Source organism: Gemmobacter nanjingensis (assembly GCF_014652195.1).
GTDB classification, from domain to species: Bacteria; Pseudomonadota; Alphaproteobacteria; order Rhodobacterales; family Rhodobacteraceae; genus Gemmobacter; species Gemmobacter caeni.
In genome coordinates, this window is record NZ_BMYI01000008.1 from 58,699 (window position 1) to 76,134 (window position 17,436).

The 17,436-nt window shown below is 64.4% G+C and carries 15 protein-coding genes and 2 tRNA genes; 7 read left to right on the plus strand and 10 right to left on the minus strand.

Annotated features, from left to right (window positions below):
* Positions 1-108: 108 nt before the first annotated feature.
* The 7 genes from gltB to IE126_RS13820 all read right to left on the minus strand — a co-directional run bounded on the left by gltB (position 109) and on the right by IE126_RS13820 (position 10,052).
* Positions 109-4,647: a glutamate synthase large subunit gene (gene gltB, locus IE126_RS13790; protein WP_189381349.1), complete on the minus strand. Its 4,539-nt coding sequence runs from the start codon at positions 4,645-4,647 to the stop codon at positions 109-111.
* Between the two features lie 3 nt (positions 4,648-4,650).
* Positions 4,651-5,088 carry a GFA family protein gene (locus tag IE126_RS13795; protein WP_054303887.1) on the minus strand — a complete coding sequence of 146 codons (438 nt, stop codon included), beginning with the start codon at positions 5,086-5,088 and terminating at the stop codon, positions 4,651-4,653.
* Complete coding sequence (locus tag IE126_RS13800) at positions 5,078-5,785, minus strand: hypothetical protein (RefSeq protein ID WP_189381350.1); 708 nt, start codon at positions 5,783-5,785, stop codon at positions 5,078-5,080. Before IE126_RS13800 ends, IE126_RS13795 begins: the two co-directional genes overlap by 11 nt.
* The gene (locus IE126_RS13805) at positions 5,782-6,582 is read right to left on the minus strand and encodes an alpha/beta hydrolase family protein (protein ID WP_054303889.1); all 801 of its coding nucleotides are present in this window, start codon (positions 6,580-6,582) and stop codon (positions 5,782-5,784) included. The genes IE126_RS13800 and IE126_RS13805 overlap by 4 nt, the downstream gene beginning before the upstream one ends.
* Positions 6,583-6,656: 74 nt before the next feature.
* Positions 6,657-8,093 (minus strand): NAD(P)-dependent oxidoreductase, encoded by a 1,437-nt coding sequence (locus IE126_RS13810; protein WP_054303890.1) that lies wholly within the window; start codon positions 8,091-8,093, stop codon positions 6,657-6,659.
* 162 nt (positions 8,094-8,255) lie between these two features.
* The gene (locus tag IE126_RS13815) at positions 8,256-9,062 is read right to left on the minus strand and encodes an undecaprenyl-diphosphate phosphatase (protein ID WP_189381351.1); all 807 of its coding nucleotides are present in this window, start codon (positions 9,060-9,062) and stop codon (positions 8,256-8,258) included.
* Positions 9,063-9,065: 3 nt separating this feature from the next.
* Positions 9,066-10,052 carry a complex I NDUFA9 subunit family protein gene (locus IE126_RS13820; protein WP_189381352.1) on the minus strand — a complete coding sequence of 329 codons (987 nt, stop codon included), beginning with the start codon at positions 10,050-10,052 and terminating at the stop codon, positions 9,066-9,068.
* A 147-nt stretch (positions 10,053-10,199) separates the two neighbouring features.
* Here IE126_RS13820 and IE126_RS13825 point away from each other — a divergent pair.
* The 3 genes from IE126_RS13825 to IE126_RS13835 all read left to right on the plus strand — a co-directional run bounded on the left by IE126_RS13825 (position 10,200) and on the right by IE126_RS13835 (position 11,259).
* Positions 10,200-10,284, plus strand: a tRNA-Leu gene (locus tag IE126_RS13825).
* A 124-nt stretch (positions 10,285-10,408) separates the two neighbouring features.
* Positions 10,409-10,493 (plus strand) — tRNA-Leu (locus tag IE126_RS13830).
* A 229-nt stretch (positions 10,494-10,722) separates the two neighbouring features.
* A complete protein-coding gene (locus IE126_RS13835) occupies positions 10,723-11,259 on the plus strand; it encodes a tetratricopeptide repeat protein (RefSeq protein ID WP_308429980.1) in 537 nt (178 codons plus the stop codon).
* On the opposite strand, the gene IE126_RS13840 is transcribed toward IE126_RS13835, so the two are convergent.
* Complete coding sequence (locus tag IE126_RS13840; RefSeq protein ID WP_308429981.1) at positions 11,256-11,852, minus strand: ATP-binding cassette domain-containing protein; 597 nt, start codon at positions 11,850-11,852, stop codon at positions 11,256-11,258. The genes IE126_RS13835 and IE126_RS13840 overlap by 4 nt on opposite strands.
* A gap of 7 nt (positions 11,853-11,859) precedes the next feature.
* Positions 11,860-12,831: an ABC transporter substrate-binding protein gene (locus IE126_RS13845; RefSeq protein ID WP_189381353.1), complete on the minus strand. Its 972-nt coding sequence runs from the start codon at positions 12,829-12,831 to the stop codon at positions 11,860-11,862.
* A 193-nt stretch (positions 12,832-13,024) separates the two neighbouring features.
* Here IE126_RS13845 and IE126_RS13850 point away from each other — a divergent pair, with 193 nt between their 5' ends.
* The 4 genes from IE126_RS13850 to IE126_RS13865 all read left to right on the plus strand — a co-directional run bounded on the left by IE126_RS13850 (position 13,025) and on the right by IE126_RS13865 (position 16,643).
* Positions 13,025-13,414, plus strand: coding sequence for a c-type cytochrome (locus IE126_RS13850; RefSeq protein WP_108130046.1), 390 nt, complete (start codon positions 13,025-13,027; stop codon positions 13,412-13,414).
* 199 nt (positions 13,415-13,613) lie between these two features.
* Complete coding sequence (locus tag IE126_RS13855; protein WP_108130047.1) at positions 13,614-15,380, plus strand: PQQ-dependent methanol/ethanol family dehydrogenase; 1,767 nt, start codon at positions 13,614-13,616, stop codon at positions 15,378-15,380.
* 140 nt (positions 15,381-15,520) lie between these two features.
* Complete coding sequence (locus IE126_RS13860) at positions 15,521-16,024, plus strand: anthrone oxygenase family protein (protein ID WP_054303897.1); 504 nt, start codon at positions 15,521-15,523, stop codon at positions 16,022-16,024.
* Positions 16,025-16,037: 13 nt separating this feature from the next.
* Positions 16,038-16,643 (plus strand): TetR/AcrR family transcriptional regulator, encoded by a 606-nt coding sequence (locus tag IE126_RS13865; protein WP_108130049.1) that lies wholly within the window; start codon positions 16,038-16,040, stop codon positions 16,641-16,643.
* A 3-nt stretch (positions 16,644-16,646) separates the two neighbouring features.
* Here the strand turns inward: IE126_RS13865 and IE126_RS13870 are convergent, their stop codons facing one another.
* Positions 16,647-17,429: a trypsin-like serine peptidase gene (locus IE126_RS13870; protein ID WP_407646037.1), complete on the minus strand. Its 783-nt coding sequence runs from the start codon at positions 17,427-17,429 to the stop codon at positions 16,647-16,649.
* Positions 17,430-17,436 lie beyond the last annotated feature (7 nt).

Sequence of the window (17,436 nt, forward strand, 5' to 3'; positions counted from 1 at the left end):
TTCCCCTTGAACGTGCGCCTTTCCCGCAGGTTCCACCAGCCCTGTCACGAAAAGATGACGCCCGCGGGGTGACCGCGGGCGTCCGGAACGGCAAGGGCTGTGCCCCACTTATTCCGCCGGCACCTTCGCCGCCTCGTCCGACAGCGGACAGGGCAGATGGACCAGCATCTCTTTCGGACAGACCTGAAGGAAATTGGCCCGCTCGGCTTCCCAGTCCGCAAGGATCTGCGCGGCTTTCAGGCTGCCGGTCTCGGCGGCATGACGCTCGACCAGACCTTTCACCTGCGCCTCCCAATGCGGGTGGCTGACCGCGCAGGTCACGAGGCTTTCAAGGTTCATGAAATCCTCTGCCACCCCCTCGGGGTCGTAGAGATAGGCCATGCCCCCGGTCATGCCCGCGCCGAAGTTGGCCCCGATCCTGCCAAGGATCACCGCAACACCGCCGGTCATGTATTCACAGCCGTTGGTGCCGCAGCCCTCGATCACCACAGTCGCGCCCGAGTTCCGCACGGCGAACCGCTCGCCCGCCTTGCCCGCCGCGAACAGGTAACCATCGGTCGCACCATAAAGCACGGTATTGCCGATGATGGTGTTCTGATCCGCAACCAGCGGGCTGGACATCTGTGGGCGCACCACGATCAGACCGCCGCTGAGGCCCTTGCCGACGTAATCGTTGGCATCGCCCTGCACCTCGATCTTCAGCCCGTTGACCGCGAACGCGCCCAGCGACTGCCCGGCGTTGCCGGTCAGCTTCACCGTCAGATGGTCCGGTTGCAGGTTGTTGCGCATCCCGAACTTCTTGACGATGTGGCTCGACGACCGCGTGCCGATGGTCCGCAGCGTGTTGCGCACAGCATAGGAGAGCTGCATCTTCTCGCCATCCTCGAAGAAGCGCGCGCCATCCTTGACGATTTCCGCATCCAGCGTATCCGGCACCGCATTGCGCGGTTTCGAACGGTCGTAGGTCACCTTCTGCGAGCCGTCGACCGTGATCAGCAGCGGGTTCAGGTCCAGATCGTCCAGCGCCTCGGACCCGCGGCTGACCTGGCTCAGCAGATCGGGGCGACCGATGATCTCGTCCAGCGAACGTGCGCCGATGGAGGCGAGGATTTCGCGCACTTCCTGCGCATAGAAGGTGATCAGGTTCACCACCTTGTCGGCGGAGCCCGTGAACTTCTTGCGCAGATCGACGTTCTGGGTGCAGACGCCCACCGGACAGGTGTTCGACTGGCACTGCCGCACCATGATACAGCCCATGGCGATCAGGGCGGCGGTGCCGATGCCGTATTCCTCGGCCCCCAGCATCGCGGCAATCACCACGTCGCGGCCCGTGCGCAGACCACCGTCGGTGCGCAGCGTCACCCGCTCGCGCAGGTTGTTCATGGTCAGCACCTGATGCGCCTCGGTCAGGCCCATTTCCCACGGCAGGCCCGCGTATTTGATCGAGGTGCCGGGGCTGGCGCCCGTGCCGCCGTTATGACCGGAAATCAGAATGATATCCGCCTTGGCCTTGGCCACACCCGCTGCGATGGTGCCGACGCCGCTGGCCGAAACCAGCTTCACCGTCACCTTGCAGCGCGGGTTGATCTGCTTCAGGTCGTAGATGAGCTGTGCCAGATCCTCGATCGAATAGATGTCGTGGTGCGGCGGGGGCGAGATCAGCGTCACGCCCTTGGTGCTGTGGCGCAGCCGCGCGATCAGTTCGGTCACCTTCATGCCCGGAAGCTGGCCGCCCTCGCCGGGCTTGGCGCCCTGGGCAACCTTGATTTCCAGTTCCTCGCAGGCGTTCAGGTATTCCGCCGTCACACCGAAACGACCACTCGCCACCTGCTTGATCTTGGCGCAGGGGTTATCGCCGTTCGGGAACGGATGCTGGTGCGCCGGATCTTCGCCTCCCTCGCCCGAGTCGGATTTGGCGCCGATCCGGTTCATGGCGATGTTCAGCGTCATGTGCGCCTCGGGCGACAGCGCCCCCAGCGACATGCCCGGCGTCACGAACCGCTTGCGGATCGAGGTGATCGACTCGACCTCTTCAATCGGCACCGGCTTGCCCAGCGGCTTGATGTCCAGCAGATCACGGATGTGGATCGGCGGATTGGCCCGCATCGAGGCGCTGTACTGCTTCCAGATGTCATAGGATGCCCGGTCGCAGGCCGCTTGCAGCATATGCATGGTCTGGGCTTCCCAGGCGTGTTTCTCGCCCGAGCGCCGCGCCTTGTAGAAACCGCCGATGGGCAGAACGTCGCTGCCGCCGCGCCAGCCCTTCGCATGGGCCTCTTGCAGCTTCTGCTGGATGCCGTGCAGCCCGATCCCCGAGATGCGGCTGTGCATGCCGGGGAAGTATTCGGCCACCATGGCACGCGACAGGCCCACCGCCTCGAAATTCAGACCGCCACGATAGGACGAGATGACGGAAATCCCCATCTTCGCCATGATCTTCAGAAGGCCCGCGTCGATGGCGTCGCGGTAGCGGCGCATCGCCTCGGTCAGGCTGCCTTCCAGCAGACCGCGCGCGATGCGGTCCGCAATGCTGTCCTGCGCCAGATAAGGGTTCACCGTGGTTGCGCCGCAGCCGATCAGCACCGCAAAGTAATGCGGGTCGATGCATTCCGCCGCACGCACGTTCAGCGAGGTGAAGGTCCGCAGGCCCTTCCGCGTCAGCCAGCTGTGCACCGCGCTGGTAGCGAGGATCATCGGCATCGCCACCTTGCCCTCGCCCTGATGCTCGTCCGTCAGCACCAGATGCGCGGCGCCCGACCGCACGGCATCCTCAGCCTCGGCGCGGATACGCTCCAGCCCCAGACGCAGCGCCTCCTGATCGCTGTCCGCCGGGAAGGTGCAGTCGATGACCGCAACCTGCGCGCCGAACTGCTTCAGCATCACCTGATATTCGATATTGGCAATGAACGGGCTTTCCAGAACCAGAATCTCGGTCTGGGCGCTCGATTCATCCAAGACGTTCTTCAGGTTGCCGAACCGGGTCTTGAGGCTCATCACCCGCGTTTCGCGCAATGAGTCGATCGGCGGGTTGGTGACCTGGCTGAAGTTCTGGCGGAAGAAATGGCTCAGCGGCCGATATTGCTTCGACAGCACCGCGACCGGCGTATCATCACCCATCGAGGCGATCATTTCCTTGCCGTCCTCGGCCATCGGAGCCAGAACCTGCTCCAGCTCCTCGACCGTATAGCCCGCCGCGATCTGGCGCTTGCGCAGCGCCGCGCCCGTGAAGGTCTGTTCTTCCGGGATGTCGCGCAGCATCGAGTTCAGGTCGACGACCTTCTCGATCCATTCGCTGTAGGGCTGGCTGCGGGCCAGACGGTCCTTCATCTCGGCGTCGTGGTAAAGCTTGCCCTCCTTGGTATCGACGGCAATCATCTGCCCCGGACCGAGCGCGCCTTTTTCACGGATCGTGCCTTCGTCCACCGGCACCATACCCGCTTCGGACCCCGCGATCAGCAGGCCATCGCCGGTGACGACATAGCGCATCGGGCGCAGGCCGTTGCGGTCCAGCCCGCCGCAGACCCAGCGGCCATCGGTCATCGCCAGCGCGGCCGGGCCGTCCCACGGCTCCATCACCGCGTTGCAATATGCATACATATCCGCCCAGGCCTGCGGCATGTCGGCGGTCGTCTTGCTCCAGGCTTCGGGGACCAGCATGGTCTTGGCCATCGGTGCCGACCGGCCCGAGCGCACCAGAACCTCGAACACCGCGTCCAGCGCGCCGCTGTCCGACGTGCCCGAGGGGATGATCGGCTTGATGTCCTCGGCCATTTCCCCGAAGGCCGACGAGGCCATGCGGATCTCATGGCTGCGCATCCAGTTGACGTTGCCCTTCAGCGTGTTGATCTCGCCGTTATGGGCGAGCATGCGGAAGGGCTGCGCCAGCCACCATTGCGGGAAGGTGTTGGTGGAATAGCGCTGGTGATAGATGGCGAAGGTGGATTCGAACCGCTCGTCCTGAAGATCCGGGTAGAAGACCGAAACCTGCTCGGCCAGCATCATGCCCTTGTAGATGATGCTGCGGCAGGACAGGCTGCACAGGTAGCAGCCCGCGATCCCGGCAGCCGTCACCGCCTTCTCGATCCGGCGACGGATGATGTAAAGCTCACGCTCGAACTGTTCGTGGTCGATGTCCTTTTCACAACGGATCAGGATCTGCTCGATCTCGGGCCGCGTCGCATTGGCCTTTTCGCCCAGCACCGACGTATCCACCGGAACGTGACGCCAGCCATAGATATAATGGCCCATGCGCAGCACTTCGGTTTCGACGATCGTGCGGCAGCGTTCCTGCGCGGCGAAATCGGTGCGCGGCAGGAAGACCTGCCCCACCGCGATCAGCTTCTTCGGGTCGGCCTCATGGCCCGTGCGGCGGACCTGATCGTAGAAGAATTTCACCGGGATCTGCACATGGATGCCCGCGCCGTCGCCCGTCTTGCCATCGGCATCGACCGCGCCGCGGTGCCAGATCGCGCGCAGTGCATCCAGACCCGCATCCACCACCTTGCGCGAAGGTTTGCCACTGATCGAGGCGACCAGACCCACGCCGCAGGAGGAATGTTCGTCATCCTCGCGCCACAGGCCATGTTCGCCCATGAAGCGGCGCTTTTCCTCTTCGGCCTTCACCCAGGCTTCATCATAGATCGTCATGGCTTACTCCTCGGGATTGGCTTGCAACGTGGCCAGAAACTCGGCCTCGGTCATCTGCTGGGTCGGACCGGCGAAGGCAAAGGCTCCGGGCTTCCGGTCGATATAGATTTCGCGTTCCAGCCGCTGCCCGGACAGATCGTCCAGAAGGCCCGCAGCCATGTAATAATCGGTCGGCCCCACACCCGGCTTCAGCCGATACCACAGCGCGGACCCGCAGGTGCCACAGAAGCTGCGCTCAGCCCAGTCCGAGGAGGCGTAGGAGCGGATGTGTTCACTGCCCGTCACGGTCAGATCGGCCTCGGGTACATCCAGTGTGACAAAGGCAACCCCGGTCCAACGGCGGCACATGGCGCAATGGCAGGCCCCAAGCTCGTGCGCGGGGTTGCGCACGGTCACCTGCACCGCTCCGCACAGGCAATGTCCGGTCAGATCATGGCTCATGGCGCACCTTTTGCAGCAACGGGTTCCCCGGCGCCTGAGACATCAGCGCACCGCATTCAAAAATCGGCTGGGTGGCGGCAAAGCCCGGCTCGCCCGGCTGGATGAACTGCACCGGGCTGCCATCCGAAGGAAACCACTCGCCGTTTTCATCCCATTCCGACGGACCGGCAAAGAACATCCGCCATTCGGGATGGATGTATTCGTTACCGCGCGCGTGGCGCATGACATTGCCGTCGAGATCGGTTTCAGTGAACTCGAATTCGGTCTGCTGCAGTGTCACGCCGTCAATCACAAAGCTTTTGCCGGTCAGTGCGTCATAGCCGGTGACATGGCTGCGCGAGCCATCGTCTTTGGACAGCCGGAAATCGAAATCGTCACGTCCGCCCAGCAGCGCATCGAAACTGGCGGGGTCGGCGGGGTTGGCATCCAGCGTCTGCCGCACACGCGGGTTCATCTCGAAGCTTTCAACCCATTGGGTTTCCCGGTCGATCCGGCTCAGGAAGAAGATCCCCTCCTGATCGAAGTCGGCACGCCATTTGTCGCCGGGCTGATCGGCCGTGCAGGTATAGTGGTTCGAGACGCGGCAGCCGCGCGATTGCACTGTCAGATAGGTTTCGCAGCCCGCCGGGGGCGTGAAACTTCCTGCCAGCGCCGGAGACGCCGCCAGTGCCAGAAACAAGACGATCCCGTATTTCATGCCGCGTCCTCCTCGACAGGAACTGCAAGCTGCACGCCATCCAGCGCGTCAGACAGCATTTTCCGTAACCGGCGGGTGCGCCGCCCGAAGGCCAGTTGCACCGCATCATCCAGAATACCCGCATGAAACATGCGCATGACGGTATCGTGCCGCACACCGGGCAGCGTGAAGCAATGCGTATTCGTTGCCGGGCGCAGCAGCCGCAGTTGCGCGCGCTCCGAACGGTGGGTGCCATAGATGATGTAATGCTGGGTGGCCCGTGCCATCACACTGCGCACATCGGAAATGCGATAAGTCTCGATCCGGTCGCGAAAGGATTTCCAGCGCGTTTCGTCCGGCACCACCGCCGGATCGACCGAAAGCTGTGGCGACAGCGCCAGCGCGCTGTCCACACGCGTGAAGCCGCCCAGGGCCAGAGCCGAAAAGCCGCCCAGTGAATGCCCCATGCTGACCACCTGGGTCGCGCCAACCTCGACCGCCTCGGCCTCGACCAGGGCGACGACCTCCTCGATCAACCCCGGGGCGTTCAGCCAGCTGCGGCGGACATCGGCGATGTAAAGCACATGATCGCGCCCCGAGGCGCTGGCCGTTTTGGCAAATTCAAGCCGTGGCGGGCGGCGCTGATAGCGACCCACCCCCGAAAAGCAGACGACAAGACGGCGCCCGCGCCCGCGATGACGCCAGACGCGCAGCGCACGGTCATCCCGCAGCGTCGAAATTTCCACATCCGGGCGGGCAGCACGCGACGAAGGCGCCGCTGCGCTGCCTTCCGCCGATGCTGGTGCCGTCTCGCCCATGATCGGGCCCTCTCTTTTCAGGTCAGAAAGACTGCCGCATCACACGGCAGACAAGGGATTCCCGGCGCCAGCCCTTATTCGGCGGCGACGCTGGCGGGTTGCGCCAGATAGGCCTCGATCGCATCGGCCGCCTCGCGTCCGTCGCGGATCGCCCAGACCACGAGGCTGGCGCCGCGCACGATATCTCCCGCCGCGAACACACCCGGAAGCGCGGTCTGATGGGTCTGGAAATCTGCCTTGACGGTGCCCCAGCGGGTCACGGCCAGTTCCGGCACGCCCCAGAGCACCGGCAGATCCTCCGGCTCGAACCCAAGTGCCGTGATCACCAGATCGGCGGGTTCGACGTAATCCGCGCCCTCGATCACCTCGGGGGTCTGGCGGCCGGTCGCATCAGGAGCGCCAAGGCGCATCTTCTGCACCATCACGCCTTCAACCGCCCCATTCCCGGCAAAGCCCTTGGGCGCCGCCAGCCAGACGAATTCGACGCCCTCTTCCTCGGCATTCTGCGTTTCACGGCGCGAGCCCGGCATATTGGCCTTGTCGCGGCGATAGAGGCACTTGACCGAGGTCGCGCCCTGACGGATCGCGGTGCGCACGCAGTCCATCGCCGTATCGCCGCCGCCGATCACCACCACGCGCTTACCGCTGGCATCCAGATCGCCGTTGTCAAAGGCCTCGACCTCATCGCCAAAGCTCTTGCGGTTCGAGGCGGTCAGGTAATCCAGTGCCTGTACAATGCCCTTCTGGCCGACACCCGGCCCGCCGACGTCGCGCATCTTGTAGACGCCGGTCGCAATCAGCACCGCGTCATGCTGGCCCCGGATGGCATCGAAGCTCAGATCCTCGCCGACCTTGCAGTTCATCACGAAGTTCACGCCCGAGGCTTCCAGCTGGTCAATGCGCTGCATGACCACCGGCTTTTCCAGCTTGAAGCCGGGGATGCCATAGGTCAGCAGGCCACCCGCGCGGTCATAGCGATCATAGACCGTGACCTGAAAGCCCTTGCGGCGCAGCATGTCGGCCGCAGCAAGCCCGCCCGGACCCGCGCCGATGATACCCACGCTTTCAGCGCGTTCCACGGCCGGTTTCACCGGCTTCACCCAGCCGTTTTCCCAGGCCGTATCGGTGATGTACTTCTCGACCGAGCCGATGGTCACGGTGCCATGGCCCGATTGCTCGATCACGCAATTGCCTTCGCACAGCCGGTCCTGCGGGCAGATGCGGCCGCAAATCTCGGGGAAGGTATTGGTCGCCTGGCTCAGCGCATAGGCTTCTTCCAGACGGCCCGAGGCCGTCATGCGCAGCCAGTCGGGGATATTGTTGTGCAGCGGGCAATGCGACTGGCAATAGGGCACGCCGCACTGGCTGCACCGGCTGGCCTGTTCCGCCGCCTTCTGTGCGGCAAATTCCCGATAGATTTCATGGAAATCCTGCGCACGCAGATCGGCCGGACGCTTCTCGGGCATTTCCCGTTCGACGGTCACAAACTGAAGCATCCGTTCCTTGGCCATGAGCCACGCCTCCCTCGGCAAATCGGTGGGTGCGCATTGATACTCCGGGCCGGATTCGAATAAAAGTCAGCAAAACTGACCTAAATACAGCTTTTTGCTGAAAAACGTCTGATGTGCTGACTTAAATTCCAGAATTTAGGTCAGCACAATTTACCTATCAAATCAAAACCCCAATGAAAGCGCCGTCAAAGCCACTGCGCCGACCATGATTCGCCACCAGCCGAACAGCGCATAGCCATGGCGCGAGACGTAGCCGAGCAGCCATTTCACCACCAGAATCGCCGAGATCAGCGCCAGCACGAAACCCACCGCGATTTCGGTCATGGCACTGCTGTCCAGCATGTGCCGGCTTTTCCACAGGTCATAGGCGAAGGCCGCCCCCATGGTCGGCATCGACAGGAAGAACGAAAACTCCGCCGCACCGCGCTTGCCCACGCCCATCAGCAGCCCACCGACGATGGTCGACCCGGACCGCGAGACGCCGGGGATCATCGCAAGGCACTGGAACAGGCCGATTTTCAGCGCCACGCCCAGCGGCACATCCATGGCGTCCTCATAGCGGGGCTCCAGCTTCATGCGGTCGACCCACAGCAGCACCGCCCCGCCCCAGATCAGGTTGATCGCCACCAGCATCGGGGTTTCGAACAGCACGCGTTTGATGAAATCATGCGCCAGCACGCCCACCACAACGGCGGGCAGAAAGGCAAGCGCCACCGCGATGATAAAGCGGAATGCTTTGGGGTCGGTGCGGGCGGTGGAAAAGACCTGCCACAGCTTCGCCGAATAGACCGACAGCACAGCCAGCACCGCGCCCAGCTGGATCACCACCTCGAAGGTCTTGCCCGCGCTTTCGAAGCCGATGAAATGCCCCAGAAGCAGCAGATGCCCGGTCGAGGAGACCGGAATGAACTCGGTCAGGCCCTCGACAATGCCGAGGACCGCGGCGCTCAGCAGCGACTGGTCAGCCATGGATCAGGCCTTGCGCAGGTTCTTCGCCGAAGCCTTGATCGCGTCGTACTGGCCGGACGGACGATAGGGCCACAGGTAATCGGGCAGCACCGCCCCCATGGCGGCGGGCTGGATGCCCAGATCGGCGAAGCCCCTGGCGCCCGGCGCCACCACATTGTCGCGGTAAAGGTTCTTCAGCTGGTCGCCGGTCAGAACCTTGTTCTCGATCAGGCCCAGCGTGACCGCCTGCACCACATCGAAACCGAAGGCAATCAGCCGGCCGACGAAACGCGGCAGCGGCAGCAACAGGCGACGGCGATTGATGACATGCAGCATGCCCTTCATCAGGTCATGGAAGCTTTCGGCATCCGGCCCGCCCAGTTCATAGATGCCCGGCGCGGCCTGACCCAGGGCGCCTTTCACGGCGGCCGCGGCCACATCCTCGACATGCACGGGCTGGAACCGGGTCGCGGCGCCGAACATCGGAATCACCGGGGTCATCCGCGCCATGGCGGCGAAGCGGTTGAAGAAGCCATCCTCGTTCCCGAAGATGATCGAGGGCCGCAGGATCACCGCAGATGGGAAGGCAGCCAGAACGGCGACCTCGCCCTCGGCCTTGGTGCGCGTGTAATCGCTGTCGCTGTCCTTCTCGGCACCCAGCGCCGAGATATGCACCAGACGGGTCACACCCGCCCCGGCCGCCAGCCGGGCCACCCGGCCCGCACCCTCGGCCTGCACGGCATCAAAGCTGTTCTTGCCGACGGCATTCAGGATGCCCACGCAGTTCACCACGGCATCGGCACCGGCCAGCGCCGCACGCACGCTTGCATCGTCACGGATGTTGCACAGCACAGGCTCCACCTGGCCCACAACGCCATAGGGGCGCACGAACAGCGCCTCATTCGGGCGACGGACGGCCACGCGCACGCGCCAGCCTTCTTTCGCCATGCGCCGCGCCACATAGCGCCCCACGAAGCCCGAACCCCCGAAGATCGTGACCAGCTTGCTCATGCTACGAGCCCTTCCCGGATGCTGCATTTTCGCCTGTCTCCATAACTTTAAGGGGATTTCCAAACAAGTCGCAAATCCTGTGAAGATTTTGCGATTCCCCCTGTTGACACCCCCGCGCGGCATCCGTAGATACCGGCTCACGACATCGCCCAGATGGCGGAATTGGTAGACGCGCTGGTTTCAGGTACCAGTGCCGCAAGGCGTGGAGGTTCGAGTCCTCTTCTGGGCACCAAGACCAAAAGGTCCGGCTCCTGCAAAGGCGCCGGGCCTTTTGGTTTTCCGGCGCCGCATTTCATCTGTTGATTTCGTCTGTTGACAGCCCTCCGGCGCCCGCATAGAAGCCGCGTCACGACATCGCCCAGATGGCGGAATTGGTAGACGCGCTGGTTTCAGGTACCAGTGCCGCAAGGCGTGGAGGTTCGAGTCCTCTTCTGGGCACCAAGACTTGCGAAAAGCCGTGCAACCCGATCAGGTTGCGCGGCTTTCGTCTTTTCGGGCCTCTTTGTTACCGGACTGCGGCATGGCTTCGCGCCCTGCCCTGCGACATTCCGCCACTTACCGCGCCCCCCCCCCGCCAAACGGGAATTAGGTGTCCCGGCGGGCGACCATGGTCGCATGGGGTAACGGCCGATTCGGCGTTATGCTGTCCTACCGGGATGAGGAAACTGCCATGATCAATCGCGCCGTGCTTTGCCTGGCCCTGTCCACGCTGCCCGCCTTTGCCGAGGCACCGGAGCAGGGCACGCTGAACCCCGAGGAGTTGTCGCTGAATCGCGCACTGACCGACGCGATGGAAGGCGAAACCTCGATGACCACCTGCGCCTCCGGCTATCTGATGACCAAATCGGGCCAGCACGAAATGGCGCGGCGGCTGTTCGAAGCCTGCGTTGCCGACGGCTACACCGGCGCGATGACATGGATGTCCTATCTTGAGGACAATGGCTTTGGCGCGCCGGAGGACCCCGATGCGGCAGCGGATTATGACCGCATGGCCGCCGAGGCGGGCGATCCGGTCGGCATGTTCAACTACGGGCTGGACCAGATGCGCGGCCGGGGCACGCGGCGGGACGAGGAAGCGGGGCGCGCACTGGTGGATCGGGCGGCGGATATGGGCCTTTCCGTGGCCCAGCGGCTGCGCGCGGCGGATTACGACCTTGATGAGGTCACGCCGGATGCCGACAACTGGAAATACGCGCCAATGTTCTAGACTAGGCGCGCGGGGCTGCCCTCCAGGCGCAGCAGGCGGTCGGCCAGCCGCGCCGCCTCTGCCGGGGCATGGGTCACGAGGATTGTGGCCATGGGGCGCCGTGCACGTTCCGCTTCCAGCAGGGCCATCATCTCGTCGGTCAGCGCCGGGTCCAGCGACACGAAAGGTTCATCCATCAGCAGCACATCGGGCTGCGCGGCAAAGGCACGCGCCAGCGCCAGTCGCCGTTGCTGGCCCAGCGACAGCGCGCCGGGCAGTGCCCTGGCCTTGTCAGCCAGACCCACACGCGCCAGCGCTGCCCGCGCCACCCCGACATCGCAGCCGGTGGCAAGAGTGAGATTGTCCTGCGCATTGCGCCAGGGCAACAGAACGGGTTCCTGAAACACCATCGCCAGCCGACCGGGAAGCGTCAGCCTACCCTGCCAGTCACGATGCAGCCCCGCGAGGATGCGCAAAAGCGTGGTCTTTCCCACCCCTGATGGTCCACAGATCGCCACGGTTTCCCCAGCGGCCAGCCGAAGATCCAGCGGCCCCAGCACCTGCACCATCCCGTGCCCGGCACGGGCAAGCCGCAGCGCCAGCGCTTCGGCCACCGGAGCCTCAGCCGCCGGGAGCAAGGAACACACCGCCCGGCAGGCTGTCCATCTTGCCGACCAGATCAGCGCCGCCGAGGTCCGCCATGATCGCCAGCAGCCGCCCTGCCGCCGCCTCGTCCACCGGGCCGGGCGCGGGAATGCCTGCGCGGAAGCCCGCCTTCAGCGCCTCGAACTGAGCATCGGTTTTCGCATTCATCAGCGGCCGCAGCGCCTGCCATGCCGCATCATCAGTTGCCAGAACCTCCTTGGTGGCGCGGCTGGCCGCGGCAAATCCCTGCACCAGCGCGGGCTTGTCCCGCAGAAGATCGCCGCGCACCACATAGCCCAGCAGCGGCGTATCCGGGTCCAGCCCCAGCGCCGCACCCGCCTCGGCCACGGTGATCAGCGGGCGCATTCCCGCCGCCTCCATCTTGGCGCCGAAATGCCAGAAGTTCACCGCGCCATCCAACTCGCCCGCAAGCGCGGTTTCAAAGATCAGCGGCGGCGCACCGAACACCTGTTCTGTCGCCTCCTGAAGCTCGAAACCCAGCTCCTTGCGGCTGTAAGCGCGCAGGATCAGCCAGCTTTTGTCGACCGGCCCACCCGCTATGCCGATCTTGCCGCCCTTCAGATCGGCAAGCCCCTGCGCCTTGCTGTCCTTTGGCACATGCAGCGCCCCCACCGCGCGACTGTAGGGGATGAAGACATAATCCTCGCCCTCCGCCCGCTTGCGCGCGACCCAGAGCCAGTCCGACACGATGGCATCCACCTCGCCTGCCTGAAACGCCACCTGCGCGGCGGGGCCTGCGGCGACATCCTGCACCTCCAGCCGGAAGCCGTTGGCGGTGTCGAAGCCGCGTTCATGCAGCGTGGTCAGTTCCCAGTTCACCGTACCCGAAAGTTGTGTCGCGATGCGCAACATCATGTCCCCGGCCCATGCGGTCGTGGAGGACAGCGCCAGAACGGTGGCGGCGATCATGTGGCGCGTGAAACTCATCGGCTCCTCCCAAAGCTTGCCGTACAGGATAGCAGGCAATGACCGGATGCCTATTCGACCAAAGCGTCGGGGCGGGTCCGCGCGAACTACGACCAAAGCACGAGGCGGGGCTTGACCTGCATCAACGCCCCCACCCTGACGCGGCGCGATACCGGGACCAGGAAACGCGCTTCCCGAAAGACAGGAGACGGGCATGACCCTCCGCATCTCTCTCATCACGCTGTTGCTGGCCGCGGCACCGGCACTGGCCGAAAGCCCCAATGTCGGCGCCATCAAGGCCGAGGCCGGGCAAAAGTTCTTTGACGCCGAATGCCGCCGCTGCCATGCCATTGACAGTAAAGACAAAAGCTATGGCCCGCCGCTGGAGGGTATCATTGGCCGCAAGGCCGGATCGGTGGAAGGATACCCCTATTCCGCGGCGCTGAAAGCGGCGGGCATCACCTGGACCGAAGGCGCGATCCGGGCCTGGATGGAGGATAATCAGGGCCTGATCCCCGGCACCCGGATGCGTCATGTCGGGATCACCGACCCGGTGGAGCAGGAATTCATCCTGACCTGGCTGCGCCAGAGCGCGGCGCATTAAACGCCCCCGGCGCAAGCCCGGAACGGCCCGGCGCAGGAGGGTGCGCCGGGCCGTTTTGCTGCCTGCCCTGCCCCCTTACGACCATGGTGCAATTTTCACGCCCCCGTGACCGGGACGATGATACCCCCCGAGAACCGTGTCTCCGCAGGAGGGAGCGAGGCGCTGAGGTCTCCGACGGATCATCCAAGGGAGGAAACAGATGAACCGCTTTATCGTGGCCGTGACGGCCGCAGTGCTGGCCGCCGCCCCGGCGTTTTCGGGCGTGACGGAGGAAGATCTCGCCAAGGACGCCGAATCGACGGGTGACGTGCTGACCAACGGCATGGGCCGCGACCTCCAGCGCTTCAGCCCGCTGACGACGCTGAACAAGGACAATGTGAAGAACCTTGTGCCAGCCTGGGCCTTCTCGTTCGGGGGGGAAAAACAGCGCGGGCAGGAAACGCAGCCGCTCGTCTATGACGGGATGATGTATGTGACCGCCTCCTATTCGCGGATTTATGCCGTGGATCTGGCGACCGGCAAGGAAGTCTGGCAATACGACGCCCGCCTGCCCGAGGGCATCCTGCCCTGCTGCGACGTCATCAACCGTGGCGCCGCCATCTATGGCGACAATATCTATTTCGGCACGCTGGATGCACGGATCGTCGCACTGAACGCCAAGACCGGCGACGTGGTCTGGAACAAGAAGATCGCCGACTACAAGGAAGGCTACAGCTACACCGCCGCGCCGCTGGTGGTGAACGGGCTGGTCATCACCGGCAACTCGGGTGGCGAATTCGGGATCATTGGCGAGGTGCAGGCCCGGGATGCCAATACCGGCGAGCTGGTCTGGACCCGTCCGACCATCGAAGGCAACATGGGCACCTACATGGGCAAGGAAAGCACCATGACCGGGACGCTCAACGCGACCTGGCCGGGCGACATGTGGAAAACCGGCGGCGGTGCGACCTGGCTTGGCGGCTCGTATGATATCGAAACCGACACGCTGATCTTCGGGGCAGGCAACCCCGCCCCCTGGAACAGCCACCTGCGCAACGCGGGCACCCCGGTCGAGGGTAACAAGGGCGACAATCTCTATGCCGCCTCGCGCATCGGGATGGACCCGAAGACCGGCGAGATCAAATGGCACTTCCAGACCACCCCGCGCGAAGGCTGGGATTATGACGGCGTGAACGAGGTCGTGGCCTTCACCGACAAGGACGGCGCGAAGAAATTCGCCACCGCCGACCGGAACGGCTTCTTCTACGTCCTGAACCGCGAGGACGGGAAGTTCCTGAACGCCTGGCCTTTCGTGAAGGACATCACCTGGGCCAAGGGCATCGACGAGACCGGCCGCCCGATCTTCAACGAAGAGAACCGCCCCGGCGATCCGTCCAAGGCCGCCGATGGCGCCAAAGGTGAAATGGTCTTTGCCTCGCCTTCGTTCCTTGGCGGCAAGAACTGGATGCCGATGGCCTACAGCCAGCATACCGGCCTGTTCTACGTTCCCTCGAACGAATGGGGCATGGATATCTGGAACGAGCCGGTCAGCTACAAGAAGGGCGCCGCCTATCTGGGATCGGGCTTCACCATCAAGCCGAACTACGAAGATCATATCGGCAGCCTGAAGGCCATCGACCCGGCCACCGGCGAATGGAAGTGGGAATACAAGAACGAGGCCCCGCTGTGGGGTGGCGTGATGACCACGGCCGGCGGTCTGGTGTTCTTCGGGACACCTGAAGGCGAGTTCATCGCGCTGGATGACACCACCGGCGAAAAGCTGTGGTCGTTCCAGACCGGCTCGGGCATCGTCGGCCAGCCGGTCACCTGGGAAGCCGACGGCGAGCAATATGTCTCGGTCGTGTCGGGCTGGGGTGGCGCCGTTCCGCTGTGGGGTGGTGAGGTCGCCAAGAAGGTGAACTACCTTAATCAGGGCGGCACGGTCTGGACCTTCCGCCTGCCGAAACAGCTTGCCATGGCGAACTGACCCCCTCCGGTCGATCGCTGAAAGGCAAGGCGCGCCGCCCCCGTGGGCGGCGCGTTTTGCATTACTGCGACGCTTGACCGAATCCGTAACTTAAATTACGGATTATCCGAAATACCAATTACGGTTATTTCGGAACCGCCATGCGCAACCTTCCCCTTCTCTGCCTCACCCTCCTTAGCCTTCTGGGCTGCGGCGCGATCTTCGGCTTCTTCTATGCCTGGAGCGTATCGACCCTGCGCGGGCTGGACCGGATCGAGCCGGAAACCGCCATCGCCGCAATGCAGGCCATGAATGCCTCGGTACGCAATATGGCCTTCGGCCTTGGCTATTTCGGCACGCCTGTGGCGCTGCTGATCACCCTCGCCACAGCCATGCTGACGCAGGTAAGGGGCGCGGCCATGGCACTGGCCATCGCGCTGGCCTGCTACGGTCTGGGCGTGACGCTGTTCACCGCACAGGTGAATATCCCGATGAATCAGGCTCTGGCGCAGGTCAGCCTGCCACTCACCCCGGACCAGGCCGCGCGGATCTGGGCTGATTATTCCGGCCCATGGCAACAGGCCAACCTGCTGCGCTGCATCGCCTCAGGACTTGCGCTTTTCGCCACGGCGGTATCGCTTGTGCTGGTTACCCGCCGAAGCTGAACCGGAGACACCCATGCGCGAAGAGGCCCGCCTGCGCCGCCAGACCCAGATCGAGGATGCCGCCTATGCCTTGCTGGAGGAGAAGGGCTACGCCGGGGCCACGATGCAGGCGCTGGCCCGGCGCGCGGGCGCGTCGATGGAAACGCTCTACAGCTGGTACGGCGACAAGCCCGGCCTGTTCCGGGCACTGATCGCCCGGAATGCGGAAACGGTGCAGCAGGTGCTGGACGGACAGGCAGGCACCGCCGGAGCCGCGACGCTGATTGCCGTAGGCGAAAGCCTGCTGGCGCTGCTGACCGGGCCGCGGGCGGTCGCGCTCAATCGCGCAGCGGCAGCCGATGCCACTGGCGCGCTGGGGGCCGAACTTGCCGCAGGCGGCCGCGCCACGGTCATGCCGCGCATCGCCGATCTGATCGCCCGCATGGCGGCTGCGTGCCAGATCGCCCCCGGCGACGAAACACCCGAGGCGCTCGCCGACCTCTGGCTGGCCCTGCTGGCAGGGGATCTTCAACTGCGCCGCGTTATCGGCGCCATTCCGGCGCTGAACGATACTGAGTGCAAGGTCCGCGCAGAACGGGCCACCCGGCATCTGCTGCGGCTGTTTCCCCCGGCCCCGTAAAGCTCAGGGCTTGAAGAAGTTTCCGGCACCGCCGCCCGACAGCACCCGCACCTTCCCCGGTCGCCCTTCGGCAGAGATCGCCTGCCGCAGATCCTCCAGCGGCTTGGCCAGCGATGTGCCCAGCGCAACCTTGCGCCCCTCAACTTCAGCCTTGGCCGAAACGACCGAAACAACACGCGCGATACCGCCCAGCATCGAAAACACCGGCGCGCCGGACGAGCCGAAATCGACATCGCAGCTCAGCACCAGCATTTCAGGCTTCTGGCCCAGCACCTCGCAGGCATCCTGCATCGACGGCGCTTCAGCCCGGTCCTTCGCATAGGATACGACACCGACAGTATCCCCCCGCAGCGGTTGATCCCCGATCCCAAACGGCTCGATCGAAGGCATGCGGATCGGGCGGTCCAGCTGGATCAACGCAAGATCGTGACTGACGCGGTCCAGCCGCTCGTCCCCGCCATAGACGAAATCGGGATGCGCAATCGCACGGCGCACACCACGATAGGCTTCGGCCCGGCCATTGCGCCAGCCCGCGAGAAATTCAATGGTGGTCGGGTCGATGCGGGCGCCAGTCTCCTTGTCGAACAGGCAATGCCCGGCAGTCAGCACCAGATCCGGCGCGATCAGCGCCCCGGTGCAGAAGCCCCGCCGGCCAAGGTTCAGCCGCCCCACCGCATTCCAGCCCCTGCTGTCATCGCCCGTCTGCAAGCTGCGCAAATGGCTGTCCTGCGCCCCGGCAGGCAAGGCGCACAGCAGCAATAACAGAAGGGCGCGTCGGATCATCATTCCCCCG